Source organism: Sphingomonas jinjuensis (assembly GCF_014197105.1).
Lineage (GTDB): Bacteria > Pseudomonadota > Alphaproteobacteria > Sphingomonadales > Sphingomonadaceae > Sphingomonas > Sphingomonas jinjuensis.
Window position 1 is genome coordinate 125,971 of record NZ_JACIEV010000009.1, and the last position, 16,897, is coordinate 142,867.

19 protein-coding genes and 1 pseudogene are annotated in these 16,897 nt (G+C 63.9%); 15 read left to right on the forward strand and 5 right to left on the reverse strand.

Annotated elements, in window-relative coordinates; translation table 11 throughout:
* The first annotated feature begins 204 nt into the window (after positions 1-204).
* From GGQ80_RS14885 to GGQ80_RS14895, 3 genes are read left to right on the forward strand one after another with little or no spacing between them, the layout of a single operon-like run.
* A complete protein-coding gene (locus tag GGQ80_RS14885) occupies positions 205-1,794 on the forward strand; it encodes a long-chain-fatty-acid--CoA ligase (protein WP_221364424.1) in 1,590 nt (529 codons plus the stop codon).
* Positions 1,775-2,992, forward strand: coding sequence for an acyl-CoA dehydrogenase (locus tag GGQ80_RS14890; RefSeq protein WP_246347120.1), 1,218 nt, complete (start codon positions 1,775-1,777; stop codon positions 2,990-2,992). Before GGQ80_RS14885 ends, GGQ80_RS14890 begins: the two co-directional genes overlap by 20 nt.
* Positions 2,989-3,756 (forward strand): SDR family oxidoreductase, encoded by a 768-nt coding sequence (locus GGQ80_RS14895; RefSeq protein ID WP_183986252.1) that lies wholly within the window; start codon positions 2,989-2,991, stop codon positions 3,754-3,756. Before GGQ80_RS14890 ends, GGQ80_RS14895 begins: the two co-directional genes overlap by 4 nt.
* Before the next feature lie 76 nt (positions 3,757-3,832).
* On the opposite strand, the gene GGQ80_RS14900 is transcribed toward GGQ80_RS14895, so the two are convergent.
* Positions 3,833-4,870 (reverse strand): phosphotransferase family protein, encoded by a 1,038-nt coding sequence (locus GGQ80_RS14900; protein WP_183986405.1) that lies wholly within the window; start codon positions 4,868-4,870, stop codon positions 3,833-3,835.
* Positions 4,871-4,875: 5 nt separating this feature from the next.
* Positions 4,876-6,108: an acyl-CoA dehydrogenase family protein gene (locus GGQ80_RS14905; protein ID WP_183986253.1), complete on the reverse strand. Its 1,233-nt coding sequence runs from the start codon at positions 6,106-6,108 to the stop codon at positions 4,876-4,878.
* 366 nt (positions 6,109-6,474) lie between these two features.
* Between GGQ80_RS14905 and GGQ80_RS14910 the strand changes: the two genes are divergently transcribed.
* From GGQ80_RS14910 to GGQ80_RS18630, 5 genes are read left to right on the forward strand one after another with little or no spacing between them, the layout of a single operon-like run.
* On the forward strand, positions 6,475-7,362 hold the full coding sequence (locus GGQ80_RS14910; RefSeq protein ID WP_183986255.1) for a crotonase/enoyl-CoA hydratase family protein: 888 nt from the start codon (positions 6,475-6,477) through the stop codon (positions 7,360-7,362).
* A 30-nt stretch (positions 7,363-7,392) separates the two neighbouring features.
* On the forward strand, positions 7,393-8,475 hold the full coding sequence (locus tag GGQ80_RS14915; RefSeq protein WP_183986257.1) for an NAD(P)H-dependent flavin oxidoreductase: 1,083 nt from the start codon (positions 7,393-7,395) through the stop codon (positions 8,473-8,475).
* 31 nt (positions 8,476-8,506) lie between these two features.
* The gene (locus GGQ80_RS14920) at positions 8,507-9,019 is read left to right on the forward strand and encodes a hypothetical protein (RefSeq protein ID WP_183986259.1); all 513 of its coding nucleotides are present in this window, start codon (positions 8,507-8,509) and stop codon (positions 9,017-9,019) included.
* A complete protein-coding gene (locus GGQ80_RS14925; RefSeq protein ID WP_183986261.1) occupies positions 9,016-9,807 on the forward strand; it encodes a DUF1828 domain-containing protein in 792 nt (263 codons plus the stop codon). The genes GGQ80_RS14920 and GGQ80_RS14925 overlap by 4 nt, the downstream gene beginning before the upstream one ends.
* On the forward strand, positions 9,804-9,938 hold the full coding sequence (locus GGQ80_RS18630; protein ID WP_281375458.1) for a hypothetical protein: 135 nt from the start codon (positions 9,804-9,806) through the stop codon (positions 9,936-9,938). The genes GGQ80_RS14925 and GGQ80_RS18630 overlap by 4 nt, the downstream gene beginning before the upstream one ends.
* A gap of 45 nt (positions 9,939-9,983) precedes the next feature.
* On the opposite strand, the gene GGQ80_RS14930 is transcribed toward GGQ80_RS18630, so the two are convergent.
* A complete protein-coding gene (locus GGQ80_RS14930; protein WP_183986407.1) occupies positions 9,984-10,898 on the reverse strand; it encodes an IS1595 family transposase in 915 nt (304 codons plus the stop codon).
* A 43-nt stretch (positions 10,899-10,941) separates the two neighbouring features.
* Between GGQ80_RS14930 and GGQ80_RS14935 the strand changes: the two genes are divergently transcribed.
* Positions 10,942-11,619, forward strand: a complete 678-nt coding sequence (locus tag GGQ80_RS14935; RefSeq protein WP_183986263.1) for a hypothetical protein — start codon at positions 10,942-10,944, stop codon at positions 11,617-11,619.
* Here GGQ80_RS14935 and GGQ80_RS14940 read toward each other — a convergent pair.
* Both GGQ80_RS14940 and GGQ80_RS14945 read right to left on the reverse strand, forming a co-directional pair.
* Complete coding sequence (locus GGQ80_RS14940; RefSeq protein ID WP_183986265.1) at positions 11,609-12,064, reverse strand: GIY-YIG nuclease family protein; 456 nt, start codon at positions 12,062-12,064, stop codon at positions 11,609-11,611. The genes GGQ80_RS14935 and GGQ80_RS14940 overlap by 11 nt on opposite strands.
* A 382-nt stretch (positions 12,065-12,446) precedes the next feature.
* Positions 12,447-13,085 (reverse strand): annotated as a pseudogene (locus GGQ80_RS14945) (magnesium chelatase domain-containing protein); the annotation flags it as partial.
* Positions 13,086-13,176: 91 nt separating this feature from the next.
* Between GGQ80_RS14945 and GGQ80_RS14950 the strand changes: the two are divergent.
* The 6 genes from GGQ80_RS14950 to yihA all read left to right on the forward strand — a co-directional run bounded on the left by GGQ80_RS14950 (position 13,177) and on the right by yihA (position 16,776).
* Positions 13,177-13,458, forward strand: a complete 282-nt coding sequence (locus GGQ80_RS14950; protein ID WP_183986267.1) for a hypothetical protein — start codon at positions 13,177-13,179, stop codon at positions 13,456-13,458.
* Between the two features lie 84 nt (positions 13,459-13,542).
* On the forward strand, positions 13,543-13,677 hold the full coding sequence (rpmH, locus tag GGQ80_RS14955) for a 50S ribosomal protein L34 (protein ID WP_183986409.1): 135 nt from the start codon (positions 13,543-13,545) through the stop codon (positions 13,675-13,677).
* A gap of 56 nt (positions 13,678-13,733) precedes the next feature.
* Positions 13,734-14,099 carry a ribonuclease P protein component gene (gene rnpA / locus GGQ80_RS14960; RefSeq protein ID WP_183986411.1) on the forward strand — a complete coding sequence of 122 codons (366 nt, stop codon included), beginning with the start codon at positions 13,734-13,736 and terminating at the stop codon, positions 14,097-14,099.
* An 82-nt stretch (positions 14,100-14,181) separates the two neighbouring features.
* Positions 14,182-14,394, forward strand: coding sequence for a membrane protein insertion efficiency factor YidD (gene yidD / locus GGQ80_RS14965; RefSeq protein ID WP_183986269.1), 213 nt, complete (start codon positions 14,182-14,184; stop codon positions 14,392-14,394).
* Positions 14,395-14,428: 34 nt separating this feature from the next.
* Complete coding sequence (gene yidC / locus GGQ80_RS14970; protein WP_183986271.1) at positions 14,429-16,132, forward strand: membrane protein insertase YidC; 1,704 nt, start codon at positions 14,429-14,431, stop codon at positions 16,130-16,132.
* A complete protein-coding gene (gene yihA / locus GGQ80_RS14975) occupies positions 16,129-16,776 on the forward strand; it encodes a ribosome biogenesis GTP-binding protein YihA/YsxC (protein WP_183986273.1) in 648 nt (215 codons plus the stop codon). Before yidC ends, yihA begins: the two co-directional genes overlap by 4 nt.
* Positions 16,777-16,897 lie beyond the last annotated feature (121 nt).

Consider the following 16,897-nt stretch of genomic DNA (forward strand, 5'->3'; position numbering starts at 1 on the left):
CCAATAGCCTCTCACGGGCACTTTGCACCGCATCTTTGCCGCCACGACAGCCGGGCGGCACATAATCGGTACAAAGCAGCTCCCGACACGTCAACTAAAATTCGGTATTACGAACGGCGTTGGCATATTGACCGAGTTTGTCCGCGCTCGTATCTGGAGGGTGGCCGTGGATGTTCCCGGCGCACCGTCCAGGCTCGCTGCCGAATGTCGAACTTACCAGACGTGCCGGAGCTGACGCTTGGCGGAATGATTGAGGCGAACGCCTTGGCGCGGCCGGAGGCAACCGCCCTCGTCGCGGCGGGAGAGACCATGACGTTCGCGGCGCTGGCGGCCCGCGCTCGTTCGCTGGCGGCGGCGTTCGCCGCGCTCGGGCTACGCCATCAAGACCGCGTCGCCGTTCTCGGCCGCAATTCGCTGGGCTATTGCGAGGTCTATGCCGCTTGCGAACGTGGCGGCTTCATCATCGCCACCGTCAACTTCCGCGGTACCGCGCAAGAAGTGCTTCACGTGCTGCGCGACAGCGATGCGCGACTGGTGATCTTCGACCGCGAATATGCCGATCTGATTCGTGATCTTCGGACACAGCTCGCCAGCGACGTGCGATACGTGGTCATCGGTCCAGCGATCGACGACGCGGTATCGCTCGACGATCTGGCGAGCCCCGAGCCGGCGCCGATCTTCTACACCGACGATCTGGTCTATATCATCTACACGAGCGGCACCACCGGCGTCCCGAAGGGATGTCTGATCGGGCAGCGGGGGGAAGTGGAAAAAGCGCGGATCACCGCCGGCGATGTCCGCATGTCCAGTGCGGACAGGATCCTGTTGACCATGCCGCTGTTCCACATCGGCGCGAGGGCCATGCTAAACGCGCAGCACTGGGCCGGCGGCACGGTGATCGTGCATCGCGACTTTTCCGCTGCCGAGGTCCTGTCCGCGGTCGAGCGCGAGCGTGTCACGATCCTGCATTTGGCGCCGACGATGGTGCAGATGCTGCTGGAGGAGGATGGCGGGCATGCCCACGACCTGTCGAGCCTTCGTGCGATCGTCTACTCGGCGTCCGCCATGCCACCTACGGTCCTGGCCGCAGCGATCCAGCGATTCGGGCCAATTTTCTACCAAATCTATGGGCTGACCGAAGGCATCGGCACGATCCTGTCGCCGGAGCATCACGTCGTCGGTGGCGACGAGAGGCAGACGAAGCGCCTGAAATCGATCGGCGTGCCGTCGGCGAGTGTAACAGTTCGCATCGCCGATGACCAAGGCGCGCCGCTGCCGGACGGCGAACCCGGCGAGATGCTGCTGCGCACACCGACGGCGATGCGTGGATATTGGAACCAGAGCGCGGCGACGATCGACACGCTCCGCGATGGATGGCTGCGCACGGGCGATCTCGGCTACCGCGACAGCGACGGCTTCCTGTATCTGGTGGATCGCAAAAAGGACATGGTGGTGTCCGGTGGCGAGAACATCTACAGTCGCGAGGTCGAGAACGCGTTGACCGAGCATCCCGCGGTCAAGGAAGCCGCGGTCATCGGTGTACCCGATCCGAAGTGGGGCGAGGCGGTGCGTGCGGTCGTGGTCCTGCGCGAAGGCAACACCGTCACCGCCGAAGACCTGATCGGGCACGTTCGCGCGCGGATCGCCAGCTACAAGAAGCCGCGCGACGTCGTCTTCATCGATGTGCTGCCCAAGATGGCCAACGGCAAGATCGACAAGAAAACGATCCGCGCGGTCTACGGTGCATATCATCCCGTCAGCGAAGGAGCCACGTTTGGCCAGCAATCCCGCTAGAAGCGTTTCGACCGCATCTTCCAGCAAGTCGGCATCGTTCCAATGGAGCGACCCGTTAAGGCTGGAGGACTCGCTGACCGAGGAGGAGATCCTAGTTCGGGACACGGCGCACAGCTATGCTCAGGAGCGTCTGGCGCCGCGGGTGATGCAGGCGTTCCGCGAGGAAGAGACCGACGTCAACATCTTCCGCGAGCTGGGAGAACTCGGGCTGCTCGGCCCGACGATTGAGGGCTACGGCTGCGCCGGCGTCGGCTATGTCGCTTATGGCCTGATCGCCCGTGAGGTCGAACGCGTCGACTCCGGGTTTCGTTCGATGATGAGCGTACAATCCAGCCTGGTGATGCACCCGATCCATGCTTATGGCACCGAGGCGCAGCGCGAAAGATATCTGCCAAAGCTCGCCACCGGCGAGTGGATCGGTTGCTTCGGCCTGACCGAACCGGACGCGGGGTCCGACCCGGGCAGCATGCGGACTTGCGCCAGATCGGTCGCGGGCGGTTACCGGATCAATGGCACGAAGACCTGGATCTCCAACGCGCCCATCGCCGATGTGTTCGTGATATGGGCAAAGACCGATGACGGCGTGATCCGCGGCTTCATCCTCGACAAGGGGATGAGCGGGCTGAGCGCGCCCAAGATCGAGGGCAAGCTGTCGTTGCGTGCTTCGGTCACGGGGCAGATTGTGATGGACGAGGTGTTCGTTACGGAGGAGCAGCTGCTCCCGAACGTGCAAGGGCTCAAGGGCCCGTTCGGATGCCTCAACAACGCGCGCTTCGGGATCGGCTGGGGGGCCCTCGGCGCAGCCGAGGACTGCTGGTACCGGGCCCGGCAATATACGCTCGATCGCCACCAGTTCGGACGTCCGTTGGCCGCCACGCAGCTGGTGCAGTTACGGCTCGCCGATATGCAGACCGAGATTGCGCTTGGCCTGGCTGCCTGCCTTCAGGTCGGACGGCTCAAGGAGCAGAACAAGGCGGCGCCAGAGATGATCTCGCTCATCAAGCGCAACTCCTGCGGCAAAGCGCTGGACATCGCCCGCCGCGCCCGGGACATGCTGGGCGGCAACGGGATACACGAAGAATACGGCATCATCCGCCACATGATCAATCTGGAGACGGTCAACACCTATGAAGGCACGCATGACGTGCATGCGTTGATCCTCGGCAGGGCTCAGACGGGGTTGCAGGCGTTTTCGTGACGGATGATCGCGCGGGGCTGACCGGACGCCGCATCCTGGTAACGGGGGCGAGTTCCGGGATCGGCCTCGCCACTGCCCGGCTCTTTGCTCAATCCGGCGCACAGGTGGCACTGATCGCCCGCGATGCTACCCGACTGGACCAGGCGGCAACAGCGGTTGGCGGCGTTGGACTGGTCGCCGACGTCCGTGACCCCGCCGCGGTGACCGCCGCCGTGGCCGCGGCCGTCGACAGTCTCGGCGGGCTGGACGGGCTGGTGTGCGCCGCTGGCATCAACGCGCGGCTGCCGATCGAGAGCGTAAGCGACGCGCTCTGGGCCGACGTGATCGCCACAAACCTTTCCGGAACCTTCTACACCTGCCGCGCCGCCCTGCCGCACCTCTCGGTGGCGGGCACCGCGGGCGCGCCGGCGTCGATCGTGACCGTCGCGTCCGGAGGCGCGCTGCTACCGCCGGGATCTGGATATACCGCCTACGCTGCGAGCAAGGGTGGCGTCGTCTCGTTGACCAAGGCGCTGGCCCGCGAAGCGGCGCCGGCCGTGCGCGTCAACTGCGTCCTGCCGGGCAATGCCAGCACCCCAATTACGCAAAGCCTGATGGCAACGATGACGCCGACCGAACGCGAGGCAAAGCTCGCCGCTTATGCGCTCGGACGCATCGCGGAGCCGCTGGAGATCGCCCGCGCGATCAAGTTCTTGACCAGTGCGGATTCGTCCTACGCCGTGGGCACCAGCCTATCCATCGATGGCGGGCGCATCTTTCATTAGCCGGCCGGGCTTTTGCAGTCGCCATGCCGCGACCGCAAAAGCCCGATCAATTTGGCGACCCGCAAGCGCCGCCGCTTCATTCCCCGTCCGACGCCGTCTCCCATGCGTGATGCGCGATCGTCTCGAACAGCTGACCAACCATGAGCCCGCGTGCGTCGGAGGCATTGCCGTCGAGCGCGCGGCGGTACACGCCCGCCAGAATGGCGGCGCTGCGGAACATCGCGAAGGTCAGAAAATACCGCCAATCACCGCCGAGCGATCCGCCGCGACGGCGACGGTACGCCTCGACATAGTCCGCCTCCGATGGAATGCCGAGCGCGCGAAAGTCTTCATCAGCAAAGCCGCGCTGCGTCGAGGTCGGCAACCGCCATGGCAGGCAATTGTAGGCGAGATCGGCGAGCGGGTGACCGATCGTCGACAGTTCCCAGTCAAGGACGGCCACCACGCGCGGTTCGGCGGGATGGAACACCAGATTGCCGATCCGGTAGTCACCGTGGACGATCGTGGTCTGGTCGTCGGCAGGCACATGCGCCTCCAGCCAGGTGATCACCTCCTGCATGACGGGCAGGTCGCGCACCTGCGATGCCCGATAGTTGCGGCTCCAGCGAGACACCTGACGCGCGACATAGGTGTCGGCGCGCCCGAAGCCCTCCAGGCCGACCGACCGGAAGTCGATGTTGTGCAATGCCGCCAGGACCTGGTTCATGGAATCATAGATGGCTGCCCGTTCAGCTACCGAACATCCGCCGAGAAGACGATCGGTGAACACCCTCCCGGGCACGTGCTCCATGAGGTAGAACGCCTCGCCGAGGATGCTCTCGTCCTCGCAAAACAGGATCATCTCGGCGACCGGAACATCGCTGTCCTTAAGCGCTTGCTGCACCGCGAATTCGCGGTTGATCGCATGGGCTCCGGGCAGGAGCGTTCCGCGGGGGCGCTTGCGCAGGACATATTCCGCGTCACCCCGCCGGACATGGTAGGTCGGGTTCGACTGGCCACCCTGGAACTGGTGGATGTCCAGAGTGCGGGCGCCGCCCAGGTGCTCGGTCATGAAAGCCGCGAGCGCCTGCTCGTCGATTCGGCTGTTGGGCAGGACGTCGACCAGCTGTGGCATACCGCTCACGCCCGAACCTCAGTTGACCGGGTGCGATATTTGTTGAGCTCCAGCTTGGCTATCGTGTTGCGGTGGACCTCGTCCGGACCGTCGACGAACCGCATGACCCGGGCCCGAGCAAAGGCATAGCCGAGACCGACATCGTCGGTGACTCCGGCGGCGCCGAACAGCTGGATCGCCCAGTCGACCACCTGGACCAGCATTGCCGGGGCAGCGACCTTGATCGCCGCGATGTCACCGCGCGCTACCTTGTTGCCATAGCGGTCCATCCGGTCGGCCGCTGCGAGTACGAGCAGGCGCGTCTGATCGATCCTGATCCGCGCTTCGGCGATCCGCTCCTGAGTCACGGTTCGACTTGCGAGCGACTTCCCGAACGCCGTTCGCCCCAACGCACGGCGGCACATTTTCTCCAGGACGCGTTCGGCCTGGCCGACGATACGCATACAATGATGAATCCGGCCCGGGCCGAGCCGCCCCTGCGCGATCTCGAACCCCCGGCCGGGTCCCAGGATCATGTTCGCCGCCGGCACACGCACGTTGTCGAAAACGATCTCGCCGTGTCCGGACGGCGCATCGTCATACCCGAACAGTTTGAGCGGGCGAACGACCGTGACCCCGGGCGTATTCTTCGGAACCAGGATTTGCGACTGGCGCTGGTGCCGATCCGGATTGTCCGGATCGGACTGCCCCATGACGATTAGAATCTTGCAGGCGTGGCCGGGCGCGCCGGTTGACCACCATTTCCGACCGTTGATGACATAATCGTCGCCATCGCGCCGGATTTCGGTGCGGATGTTCGTCGCATCGGACGAAGCAACGTCCGGTTCGGTCATGCAAAAGGCCGAGCGGATTTCCCCGTTCAGCAGGGGGCGAAGCCAGGACGTCTTCTGTTCCTCGGTGCCGTAGCGGTCGAGGACCTCCATGTTGCCGGTGTCGGGAGCGGAGCAGTTGAAGATCTCCGACGACCAGTGAACCCGACCCATCTCTTCGGCCAGCGGGGCGTATTCGAGGTTGGTGAGGCCGCCGCCATGCTCGGAATGCGCCAGCGCCAGATTCCACAATCCGGCTGCCCGCGCCTTCGCCTTCAGATCTTCCATCAGGGGCAGTCGGTCCCAGCGGTCGTCGGCCGCCTCATGCTGCCGCTCCCATTCAGCCTCGTTGGGATAGACATGGTCGTTCATGAACGCGCGCAGGCCACTCAGCAGCGCCGCCACCTTGGTCGAGTGTTCGAATTTCAAACCTGATCTCCTCTGCCCCGCCATCACTGCAACCAACCGCAGCAGGGCTGCCAGCCGCGTTGACAGCAATTTAGTCGTTCAGTATTACGCATATCGTTCGAGAAGAAAAGCAACGTCGCTTTTTGTCGGCTCACCGGTACGGGGGATTGCAGTGTCGATCGCCAGCCGCAGCGTTCAAGGCCCAGGCGCTGTGACCCCGCGCCTGAGTTTAAGGCGTATGGCGAACGACATCGCCGCTATTGTTGATGTGGTCGGAAGGGCCGCTCTGCGCAGACTTGATGCCGCCGCTGTCGATTGGCGGATGAAACAGCGATCAGCGTGGCTTTGTAAGAATGACGCCGGCAGTCTCAAAACATCGAGGGTAGTTTGACTTACCAATTTATCCGGTTCGAGGTCAGCGATCAGATCGCGACTGTCACACTCGACCGACCTGACGTCATGAACGCGATGCATCGACCGATGATTGCCGAGTTGATCCGCGCCTTTGATCAGAGCGACGCCGATGACGCAGTCCGTGCCGTGATCGTGACCGGGGCCGGCCGCGCCTTTTGTGCAGGCGCGGACCTGTCCAAGGGGACGGACGAGTTCGAGAAGTCGGCGCTGTCGAACAGCGCGAGGCGGCCCGATGGCAGTTTCGACTACTCGGCCGAAGCGGCGCGCGACGGCGGGGGATCGCTGGCGCTCCGCATCTACAATAGTCGAAAGCCAATCATCGCCGCCATCAACGGTGCGGCTGTCGGCATCGGCGCTTCGATGACGTTGCCGATGGATGTTCGACTGGCAAGCGAGAATGCGAAGCTCGGCTTCGTCTATGCTCGCCGCGGCATCGTCCATGAATGCTGCTCGTCCTTCTTCCTCCCTCGCGTGGTCGGCATCAGCCGCGCGTTGGAATGGAGCATGAGCGGGCGGGTAATGCCTGCCTTGGAACTGAAGGACGGGGGGTTGGTGCGCGACGTCTTGTCGCCTGACGAGTTGCTTCCAGCTGCGCGCGCGATCGCTGCTGAGATCGCCGGGCACACTGCGCCGGTATCGATTGCGCTGATGCGGCAAATGTTGTGGCGCGGGCTGGAAATGTCCCATCCTATGGAAGCGCACCGGGTTGAGAGCCGCGGCATCCTGACCCGAGGACGCAGCGCAGACGCCAAGGAAGGCGTCGCCTCCTTCGTCGAAAAGCGCGCACCGCACTTTCCACAGAATGTCACCACCGACATGCCCGACTATTTTCCGTGGTGGGAAGAGCCACGGTATTCGTGAATGCACGGTGATGAAGGGGTCGATACCAACATGAAAACTGCCTTCACGGACTTGTTTGGCGTCCAATATCCGATCCTGAATGCCGGCATGGGGCGGATTGCGCTGCCCAAGATGGTGGCGGCCGTGTCGAACGCAGGCGGGCTTGGGATGCTTGGCGCAGGCTCGAATCCGCCAGAACTGACGCGCCAGCTCGTCCGCGAGATTCGCGCGCTGACTGATCGGCCGTTCGGTGCGAATACCCCGCTCGCGCTGCCGAACGGTAAGGAGAACGCTAAGGTACTGCTCGATGAGCAGGTGCCAGTCATTAATTACTCAATGGGCCGTGGCGACTGGATCACCGAGCGGGCACATGCCTACGGAGGCAAGACGATCGCCTCAGTTACCACCGTTCATCTTGCGCAACGCGCGGAAGCGCACGGCGCCGATGCGGTGATTGCGGCCGGGCATGAAGCTGCCGGTCACTCCGGCGACGTCACAACGATGGTACTGGTGGCTCGCCTGGTGGAGTTGCTCAAGATCCCGGTCATCGCGGCAGGCGGCATTGCCAACGGCTCTGGTCTTCTCGCTGTGCTAGCTCTGGGTGCAAGCGCGGCATCAATGGGCACCCGCTTCTGGACCACACAGGAAGGTCCTATGCACCAGAACTTCAAGGACTTGGCGCTGGCATCGGACATTGAGGGCACAGTCTACTCAAATCGCTTCGACGGCATCGCAAATCGGATGATGCGCTCACCAGCCGTGGACCAGATGGCCAAAAAGATCGGGATCCCCCTCGCCTCCTTCTTTCAATCATTTGGAATTGCTCGAGAACTCAACATTCCATACCTGAAGCTGGTCCGCGATGTTGTGTCCGATGGTCCTAAGGCAACGATCGATATGATGCGGATGGCACGGATGCTTAAGGGTAACACGATTGCCCTGACCACGGGCGAAGTGGGCAAGGGCATGGCGGCTAGTGGAATGTCGGTTGGACTGGTACACGACCTGCCATCTGTCTCCGAACTCATTGCGCGCATCGTCGCAGAAGCCGAGGCGAGCTTTAGCCATCTTGAAACAACATTTCTTGGGCGGAGCTTGCCGACCGGCGATTGTGTACTTGAGTTAGCAGGTTGACGACCTAGGTGGAGTCGCGCACTCATAGGGGATGCGCGTTCAGGACGTCATCCGCGGTGAAAAGCAGGCCCTAACGTTCTCTGATTGGGGGAACGGCAAGATGCCCAAGGCGAAATTTCCGCTATCTAAGGCAGGCAAGAAGGCGTGGTCGTTTGGGCCGGCATGGGACTGGCGCTTTGCTGAATTTGAGTTTGCGGGCCGTCAATTCGTGGTTCGGCTGCTGGTCTGCGAGGACAAGAGCAAGGCGCACATCCATCTCGGGTTGAGGACGTCGCGCGATACGACCGTGCTATGCAGTTACGAATACCACGTCGATCATGAGACCGGTTGGCACCTGCATACGTTGTGCGGTGAGAAAAACTCGATCGACACAGCCCCGACCGGAACGCTTGTTCACGGTCCTTGGATTAAGCGTCTCCCATCGGCTCGCTCGCGCCATAATCGTACGGCATTCAAGAGAGAGGGCCACGGGGGGCTGAAGCCTTGGCTTTGGTCGGAAACCGTGCGATTCTTCAGGCTGAGTGCAAAGGACATGTTCACGTGAAAGAGGCTCTTTGTGAGGCCTTCTGTGGTGACCTGAAACTGACCGACGTTCCGGTCGGGTACGCCGTCACGACCACGTTCCGTCGCGACGATGGTGATTCAATCGCCTTCTACATCGTGCGCGATAAGACGCGCCCTGGCAGCTACAGGATTGAGGACGACGGGACGACGATTCCTTTCCTGGAGGCGGCCGGCGTCGATTTCGGAACGGAGACCCGCTCAGATGCCTTCTCGACGCTTCTGGACAGCCACGGCGTAGAGTTCGACGAGGACGAGATGCTGCTCCACACCGGCGTCATGCGCGAGGCTGATCTTCCTCGTGCCGCTATGCGCTTTCTGTCCCTCATGCTGCGCATCAATGACTTCCTGCTTCTGACTAAGGACAGGGTAGCGAGCACGTTCAAAGAGGATGCCGCCGCTCGCATCATCGAAGCGATGGACGGGAAGGCTATCGTTTTGCAGGACGTTCCGGTTAGCCCTCGCCTCTCTGATACGGTGCCCGATATGGTGATCCGCGCGCCTAACAGGGTGCCGGTCGCTGTTTTCTTTGGCTCGTCACCGCAGCGTGTGAATGACGCGATTTTCCTTCAAATGCAGGCTTTGTACGAGGTGCATGAGGACGTCCAAGTGATCGCCTTGCTTGAGCGCGAAAATGTGATTGGACATGATCTACGTCGGCGGGCCGCTAACCGATTAGCGGCGCTCCCGATTTACAGGGGTGATGAGCCGACCGCCATCGGACGCATAGAACGCGAAGCGATCGGCTCTGGTCAGGAGACCCGGCATTGACCGATGACGCTTACTCTGCGGCGGAAACTGAGGCGCGCCGGGAAGCGGCGTTGAAGCGGATGCTCGCGACACCACACAAGCCGCACCAGCCTATCGGCAAGGGCAAGCGGGCCGAACCGGCGAAGGCCTAGCGGCGCTTCCGCGGTTCCCCGATCTGGCGAGGCGGGGTGTACGCCTTAGGCGGCGATTTTGTCAGTCCGCCGATAGGTGAGGCGACGACCTTCGCCACCCTTGAGGATTAGTGCGGCGCGCTCCCCGTCCGTCATCGCGCGGGTGTTATAGCGAAGATCGAACTCCGCGCAGTAGCGGCCCAAGTGAGCCTCGCTCATGTGATGGTAGGTGCCGATCACGCCACGCTTGAAGATCGAAAAGAAGCCCTCAACGGTGTTGGTGTGCTTCAAGCCGCCGCCCGTGACGTACTGACCGGTGCTGTGGTTGACGGTGGAGTGAGCGACGAACTCGCGACCAACGCGAGTGTAGATCGGGCTTTCGTCGGTGATCAGGTGCGAGGCGCGATCGACGTGCGTTACCAGCAGCGGACGGACGTTCTTCGCCGTCACGTTGGCAACGTGGAAGCTGCGAACGTTGCCGGTGTGGTGGACAAGGGCAACGACGGGCTTCTTGGGGGCGGGAGCGCGATAGGCGCGGTTCTTAGCCTTGCCGCCCACGTAGGTTTCGTCGGCTTCGACAATCTCGCCGGGGCCGCCCAGCGGGCCTTGCGGGGCCGCACCGTCCATGGCTTCGCGGATGCGGTGGCAGAGGAACCACGCGGTTTTGTACGTGACGCCGAGCATACGCTCCATCTGCTTGGCACTCATGCCCTTCTTGGAAGCAGCCATAAGGTGCGTAGCGAGCAGCCACTTGTGCAACGGAACGTGCGAACGCTCCATCACGGTGCCAGTGCGGACGGTGAACTTGTCGCGGCAATCGTTGCAGAGGAACATGCCAGCCTGCGTCTTGCCGCCCATCTTACGGACGTTGAGCGAACCACAATGCGGGCAACTCGGCTCGCCAGCCCAGCGCGACGCCTCGATATGAGCGAGGGCCTTGGCTTCGTCGTGGAAGATCGGATCGGTAATGCTCTGTGCCATGCCGATCATATCGCACAGTCACGCTGCTAAGTAAAGTACATAGTTGCCGGCGCAGCAGGACCGGCTCGACCAGGTCTCACGGTTCGTGGTCACGGCGCCGATGTGTGAGAAGCTCGGGATGAAGGTCGATCCCGTCCTGCCTGACAAGGTCGAGGCCGCCCTTAAGGCAGAAACGTCGGCTTGGTCGACCGAGACTACAATGATCGACCGGTTGAAGGGGGAATCGATCCAACGACAATCGAACGTCCTCAAGGTGGACCTCGCTACGGCGTTGGAAAACGCGAAGACCGATGCCCAGCTTCGGCAGGTCGCCGCGATCTTCCGCGGCTACGGCCGGACCTGTCTCGAGGCGACCCGCGACCGGATCTTCTCGCAGGTGATCACGGCCCCTCTCGGCTTTGATCTCGATCGTGCCGCCACCGAGGTGGCGGACACCCTGCTGGAGGCTGGTGGGCTCATTGTCGGCCTTGACCTCGAGATATGCGCTGAACTGCGGCAGGTAAAAGTCCGGGAGATAACTCTCGCCGGTGGACAGCCTGATCCGCTCCGGCTCGTAGGCGAAGTCGACCTCGAGAGCCTCGAAGAACGTCGCCCAGCGCGCCTCCGTCCGCGACCTGTAGCGGGTGTCGCCGACGAGAGTCTCGATCGACTGTATGTCGCGCTCGGGCGAAAGTGCCATGATCTGTCCGTGTTGAGGTCTGCGGGCGACCCTAGTGGTTGATGAAGTCGTTGTATCGCGCGCTTAAAACGACGGTCGCGTAGATCTCGAGCAGGCATTGCCGGTTGGGGTCGGCCTCCTCGACCCAGCGGAACTGCATGGCGGCGACCCGCTCGCGGGCAGCCGCGAAAGCGGCCGCGAAGGCCGGGTCCGCTTCGAGCGCCTTGCGGGTCGGTCCGCCCTTCGCGAGGTTCTTAGTGGCGTGACGAGCGAGCTTGAACGCGAAGGGGGCGTCGTTCGCCCTGCCCGACCAATGCTCCCGGTGACGGTCGCGCAGCCGATCGGTCCGGCCAACGTAGAGATGTTCGTCGCCCTCGCTGAACAGGTAGACGCCGCAACGCGGGACATCGCGCGGCAGCCGGACGCGGCCGGTCTGTGGCGGGCAGCTCGTTAGCCTGAGGAACGAGGAATGAAGGCTTTCGGCCAAGGCCAGGAACTTAGGATGCATCGAGAGAAGTATTGCCTTCCTTCTGAGTGAAGCACATCCCCTTTTCGGCGGCAGCCGAATGCCAGGAGCGTTCCAGATCCTCCCTACGTCACGCCAGGCGTAATGCACTGGGCGTTGGCCGGACCACGTTGGCCAACCCCGCCTTCTTCGCGAGTTGGGAGCGCCTAAATCACGAGGCGGCCACGATCGCGTAACCATCGAGCAGCAGAGGTCCTGCGTCGATCGGTGGCAACGGGGCGGCCGTCATCTGAGTCACGCGCAGATCGACTAACCTGTCGCCGGCAAGAACGGCACTGACTCCTATCGGCACGGTTCGCGCATTAAAGGCGACGAACGTCAAATGCACCTCTTCGCGCCGTCCGAGTGTAGCTTGACACGACCTTAGCAGGTTGTGACCACCTGCCGCGGCGATCTCCAGCGCGCGCTTGGCGGTTTCTTGGCCGCGCACCTGCTTGAGATCGGGGCCCGGCGTTGCCGGCTCGATCTCACCCGGCGGCGGCGGGCTCATCAGGCCGTGACCCTTGAAGTGGTTGACGATCGCCAGCAGGTCGGGCGCCGCCAGCACCTCGATCGACCCGGCCCACGCCGCCTCCGACCCCTGCGCCGCCGGGCAGATCAGCCCCTTTTCCTCCTGCGAGGCATGCAGCGCCGCCAGCAGCACGCCCGGCGACGGCGCCACGCGCGCATCGAGGCCCAGCTCGCCGACGACGAGAAAGTCCGACAGCGCCTCGACATCGACGACGCCCATCGCCCCCATCAGCGCCAGCGCGATCGGCAGGTCGAAGTGCGAGCCTTCCTTGGGCAGGTCGGCCGGCGACAGGTTTACGACGATCCGCTTCGGCGGCAGCGCGAGGCCGAGCGCCGCCATCGCGCCCCGCACCCGCTCGCGGCTTTCGCCCACCGCCTTGTCGCCGAGCCCGACGACGTGGAAGGCGGGCAGCCCGGCGATCAGCTGAACCTGCACCTCGACGCTGCGCGCCTCCAGCCCCAGATACGCCACCGTCCGCACGATCGCCGTCATCGCGTCATTCCCCCGTCACTCGCGGTTCATAGCGGCTGCGTCACGCAAGCGGCCGCTTGCCCGTTTCCCCCGCCGCCCCCAGATGAGGCCCATGCGCGATCGTCACCCAGCCCTCCGCATCGCGCAACTCTCGCTCGGTATCCTGCTGATTATAGGGGCCGCCATCGTCGGGCCGCTGCCGGGACCGGGCGGCATTTTCCTGTTCGCGGGCGGCATGATCCTGATTCTCCGCAATTCGCGGTGGGCGCAGATACGCTGGGCGCGGCTGAAGCGGCGCTGGCCGCGCGTCGGCCATCTGGTCGATCGCACCATGCGCCGCCGCAGCGCGCTGCGCCGCCATGCCCGCGACAAGGCGCGCCGGGCGATCCGTTGACTTTGGCGGGACGCTCGCCTAAGCGCGTCGACCATCAGGCCGTCCCCGTGGCGGCCTTTCCTATTTCAGATTCGGGAATGAGTAATGAAGCGGACCTTTCAGCCGAGCAACCTGGTGCGAGCCCGTCGTCACGGCTTCCGCGCGCGGATGGCCACGGTCGGCGGTCGCGCCGTGATCCGCGCCCGCCGCAATCGCGGCCGCAAGAAGCTGTCGGCGTAACCGGGGATATCGGCGTCGGCACGAGCGTTGCCGGCGCCGCTTCGGCGGTCGCGACGCTGACGAAGCGTCGCGATTTCCTGGCTGCCAACGCCGGGCGGCGTGCGCCGATGCCGGGCTTCGTCCTGCTGGTCCACGATCGCCGCGATGCCGATCCGGCCATCCGCGTCGGCTTTACCGTCACCAAGAAGATCGGCAACGCCGTCGTCCGTAACCGGATGAAACGGCGCCTGCGCGCGCTTGCCCGCGAGCTGCTGCCGACGCTGGGCCATGCCGGTGCCGATCATGTGCTGATCGGGCGCCAGGGCGGGATCGAGCGCGACTATGGGCTGCTTCGGACGGAAATGACGAAGGCGTTGCGCAAGGTGATGAGCCAGCCAGCCACGTCATCCAGGCCGTCCTCAAGCGCCAAGCCGGCATGTTGAACTTGTTTCAGCATCTCCTCGTCAGTCGCTTGCGGCACGAGATGCTGAAACGAGTTCAGCATGACGGAGGGTGTATCGTCAGATGATCGCCCGCCTGCTCATCCTTTTGACCCGCGGGTGGCAGCTTGGCCCCTCGCTCATCCTGCCGCCCAGCTGCCGGTTCCAGCCGAGCTGTTCGGCCTATGCAATCACCGCCCTTCGCCGCTATGGCGCGCTGAAGGGCAGCTGGCTGGCCGCGAAGCGTATCGCGCGCTGCCATCCTTGGGGCGGGTCGGGGCCCGATCCCGTTCCGTGAAGACCATGTCGGTCGAGACTAGCAGGGGCACCGGGTGACCGAAGATCGTCGCAATTTCGTGCTGTTCATCGTGCTGGCGGGCGCGATCCTGTTCGGCTGGCAGTTCGTGTCGAACCGCTTCTTCCCGACCGCGAACCCGCCCGCGACCAAGATCGAGGGCGGCAAGCAGAAGCCGGTCGCGACCAAGTCCGCCGATCCCACCGCCGATGGCGTCGCCGCCACTCGCGATCGCGCGGTCGTGCTGGCCGAAAGCCCGCGGGTGCGGATCATGACGCCGCGGATGCAGGGGTCGATCAACCTGAAGGGCGCGCGGATCGACGATCTGACGCTGACCGATTACAAGGAAACCGTCGCCAAGGATTCGGCGCCGATCCGCCTGCTGTCGCCGGCGGGGGCCAAGGAGGCCTATTTCGCGGGCTTTGGCTGGCGCGACGACGGCCTGAAGCCGCCCGCCGCCGACACCGTGTGGCAGGCGACCGGCAACGTCCTGGCGCCGGGCAAGCCCGTCGTTCTCGACGCCGCCAACGCGAGCGGCCAGCGCTTCCGCATCGAGCTGGCGGTCGACAACGACTATATGTTCACCGTCCGCCAGACCGTGCTCAACGCCGGCAGCGCCGCAGTGCCGGTCGCGACCTATGGCCTCGTCAACCGATCGGGCGTGTCGAAGGACCCCGACAGCTGGACGATCCACACCGGCCCGATGTCGGTCAACGACGGCGCGGCGCATTACAATCCGAATTTCAAGGATGTGGACAAGGGGCCGCAGCGTTTCACGACCAAGGGCGGCTGGCTCGGCTTCACCGACAAATATTGGCTGACCGCACTGATCCCCGATCAGGGCGCGACCTTCGACGGCCAGTTCCGCGCCGGCGCCAACCAGAGCTATCAGGCCGATTACTCGGCCCAGCCGGTCACGCTCGCCCCGGGACGTTCCGTCACGCAGACATCGCGCTTCTTTGCAGGCGCCAAGGAAGTCCGCCTGCTCGACGAGTACACCGATCACCAGAACGTCGCGAAGCTTGACTATGCGATCGACTGGGGCTGGTTCCGCCTCGTCGAGAAGCCGATCTTCTATTATCTCGATTGGCTCTATCGCGACGTCGGCAACTTCGGCGTCGCGATCATCCTGCTGACGATCACCATCCGCCTGCTGATGTTCCCGATCGCGCAGCGCCAGTTCGCCTCGATGGCGGCGATGCGCGCGATCCAGCCCAAGATGAAGGCGCTGCAGGAACGCTACAAGGACGACAAGGTCCGGATGCAGCAGGAGGTGATGCAGCTCTACAAGACCGAGAAGGCGAACCCGCTTGCCGGCTGCGCGCCGATGCTGCTGCAGATCCCGATCTTCTACGCGCTGTACAAGGTGCTGCTGCTGACGATCGAGATGCGTCACCAGCCGTTCGTGCTGTGGATCAAGGATCTGTCGGCGCCCGATCCGCTGACCCCGGTCAACCTGTTCGGCCTGCTGCCCTTCCTGCCGCCGCACTGGCTGGCGATCGGCGTCGTGCCGATCATCTACGGCATCTCGATGTACTTCCAGTTCAAGCTGAACCCCGCGCCGATGGACGACACGCAGAAGCAGGTGTTCGCGCTGATGCCGTGGATCCTGACCTACGTCATGTCGTCGTTCGCGGTCGGCCTGCTGATCTATTGGACGGTCTCGAACGTGCTCGCGATTCTGCAGCAGCAGCTGCTCTACTCGCGGCATCCGCAGCTGAAGCAGGCGGTGCCCAAGTGACCGACGCGGCCGACAACGACGCGGCGATCGAGGAAGCGCGCCGGCTCTTCGCCGGGCCGGTGGCGTTCCTGAAGTCGGCGCCGACGCTCGAATTCCTGCCCGAGCCCGTTGTCGCCGAGGTCGCGTTCGCTGGTCGCTCCAACGTCGGCAAGTCCTCGCTGCTCAATGCACTGACCGGCCGCAACGCGCTCGCCCGCACCTCGAACACGCCGGGGCGGACGCAGGAACTGAACTTCTTCGACGTCGGCGAGCCGCTGCGCTTCCGCCTCGTCGACATGCCCGGCTACGGCTTCGCCAAGGCGCCGCCCGAGGTGGTCCGCAAATGGCGCTATCTCGTCAACGACTTCCTGCGCGGCCGCGATGTGCTGAAGCGCACGCTCGTGCTGATCGATTCGCGCCACGGCATCAAGGATGTCGACCGCGACATCATGACGATGCTCGACAAGGCGGCGGTCAGCTATCGCCTGGTCCTGACCAAGGCCGACAAGGTCAAGGCGACCGAGCTCGACGACGTCGCCCAGCGCACCGCCGACGAAACCCGCAAGCGCCCCGCCGCGCATCCCGACATCATCGCGACCTCCAGCGAAGGCGGCATGGGCATCGCCGAGCTGCGTGCCGCGGTGGTCGAGGCGGCGGCGCTCTAGACCCCTGGCACCCCCGGTTTTCAACGCTTCATCAACAGCTTGCCGCAATGGTTAACGGCGGCTAGCCTCATCTCCCCCCAATCGAGGCGTCCACCAAAGGACGTCCGCTCAGGAGAGAGAC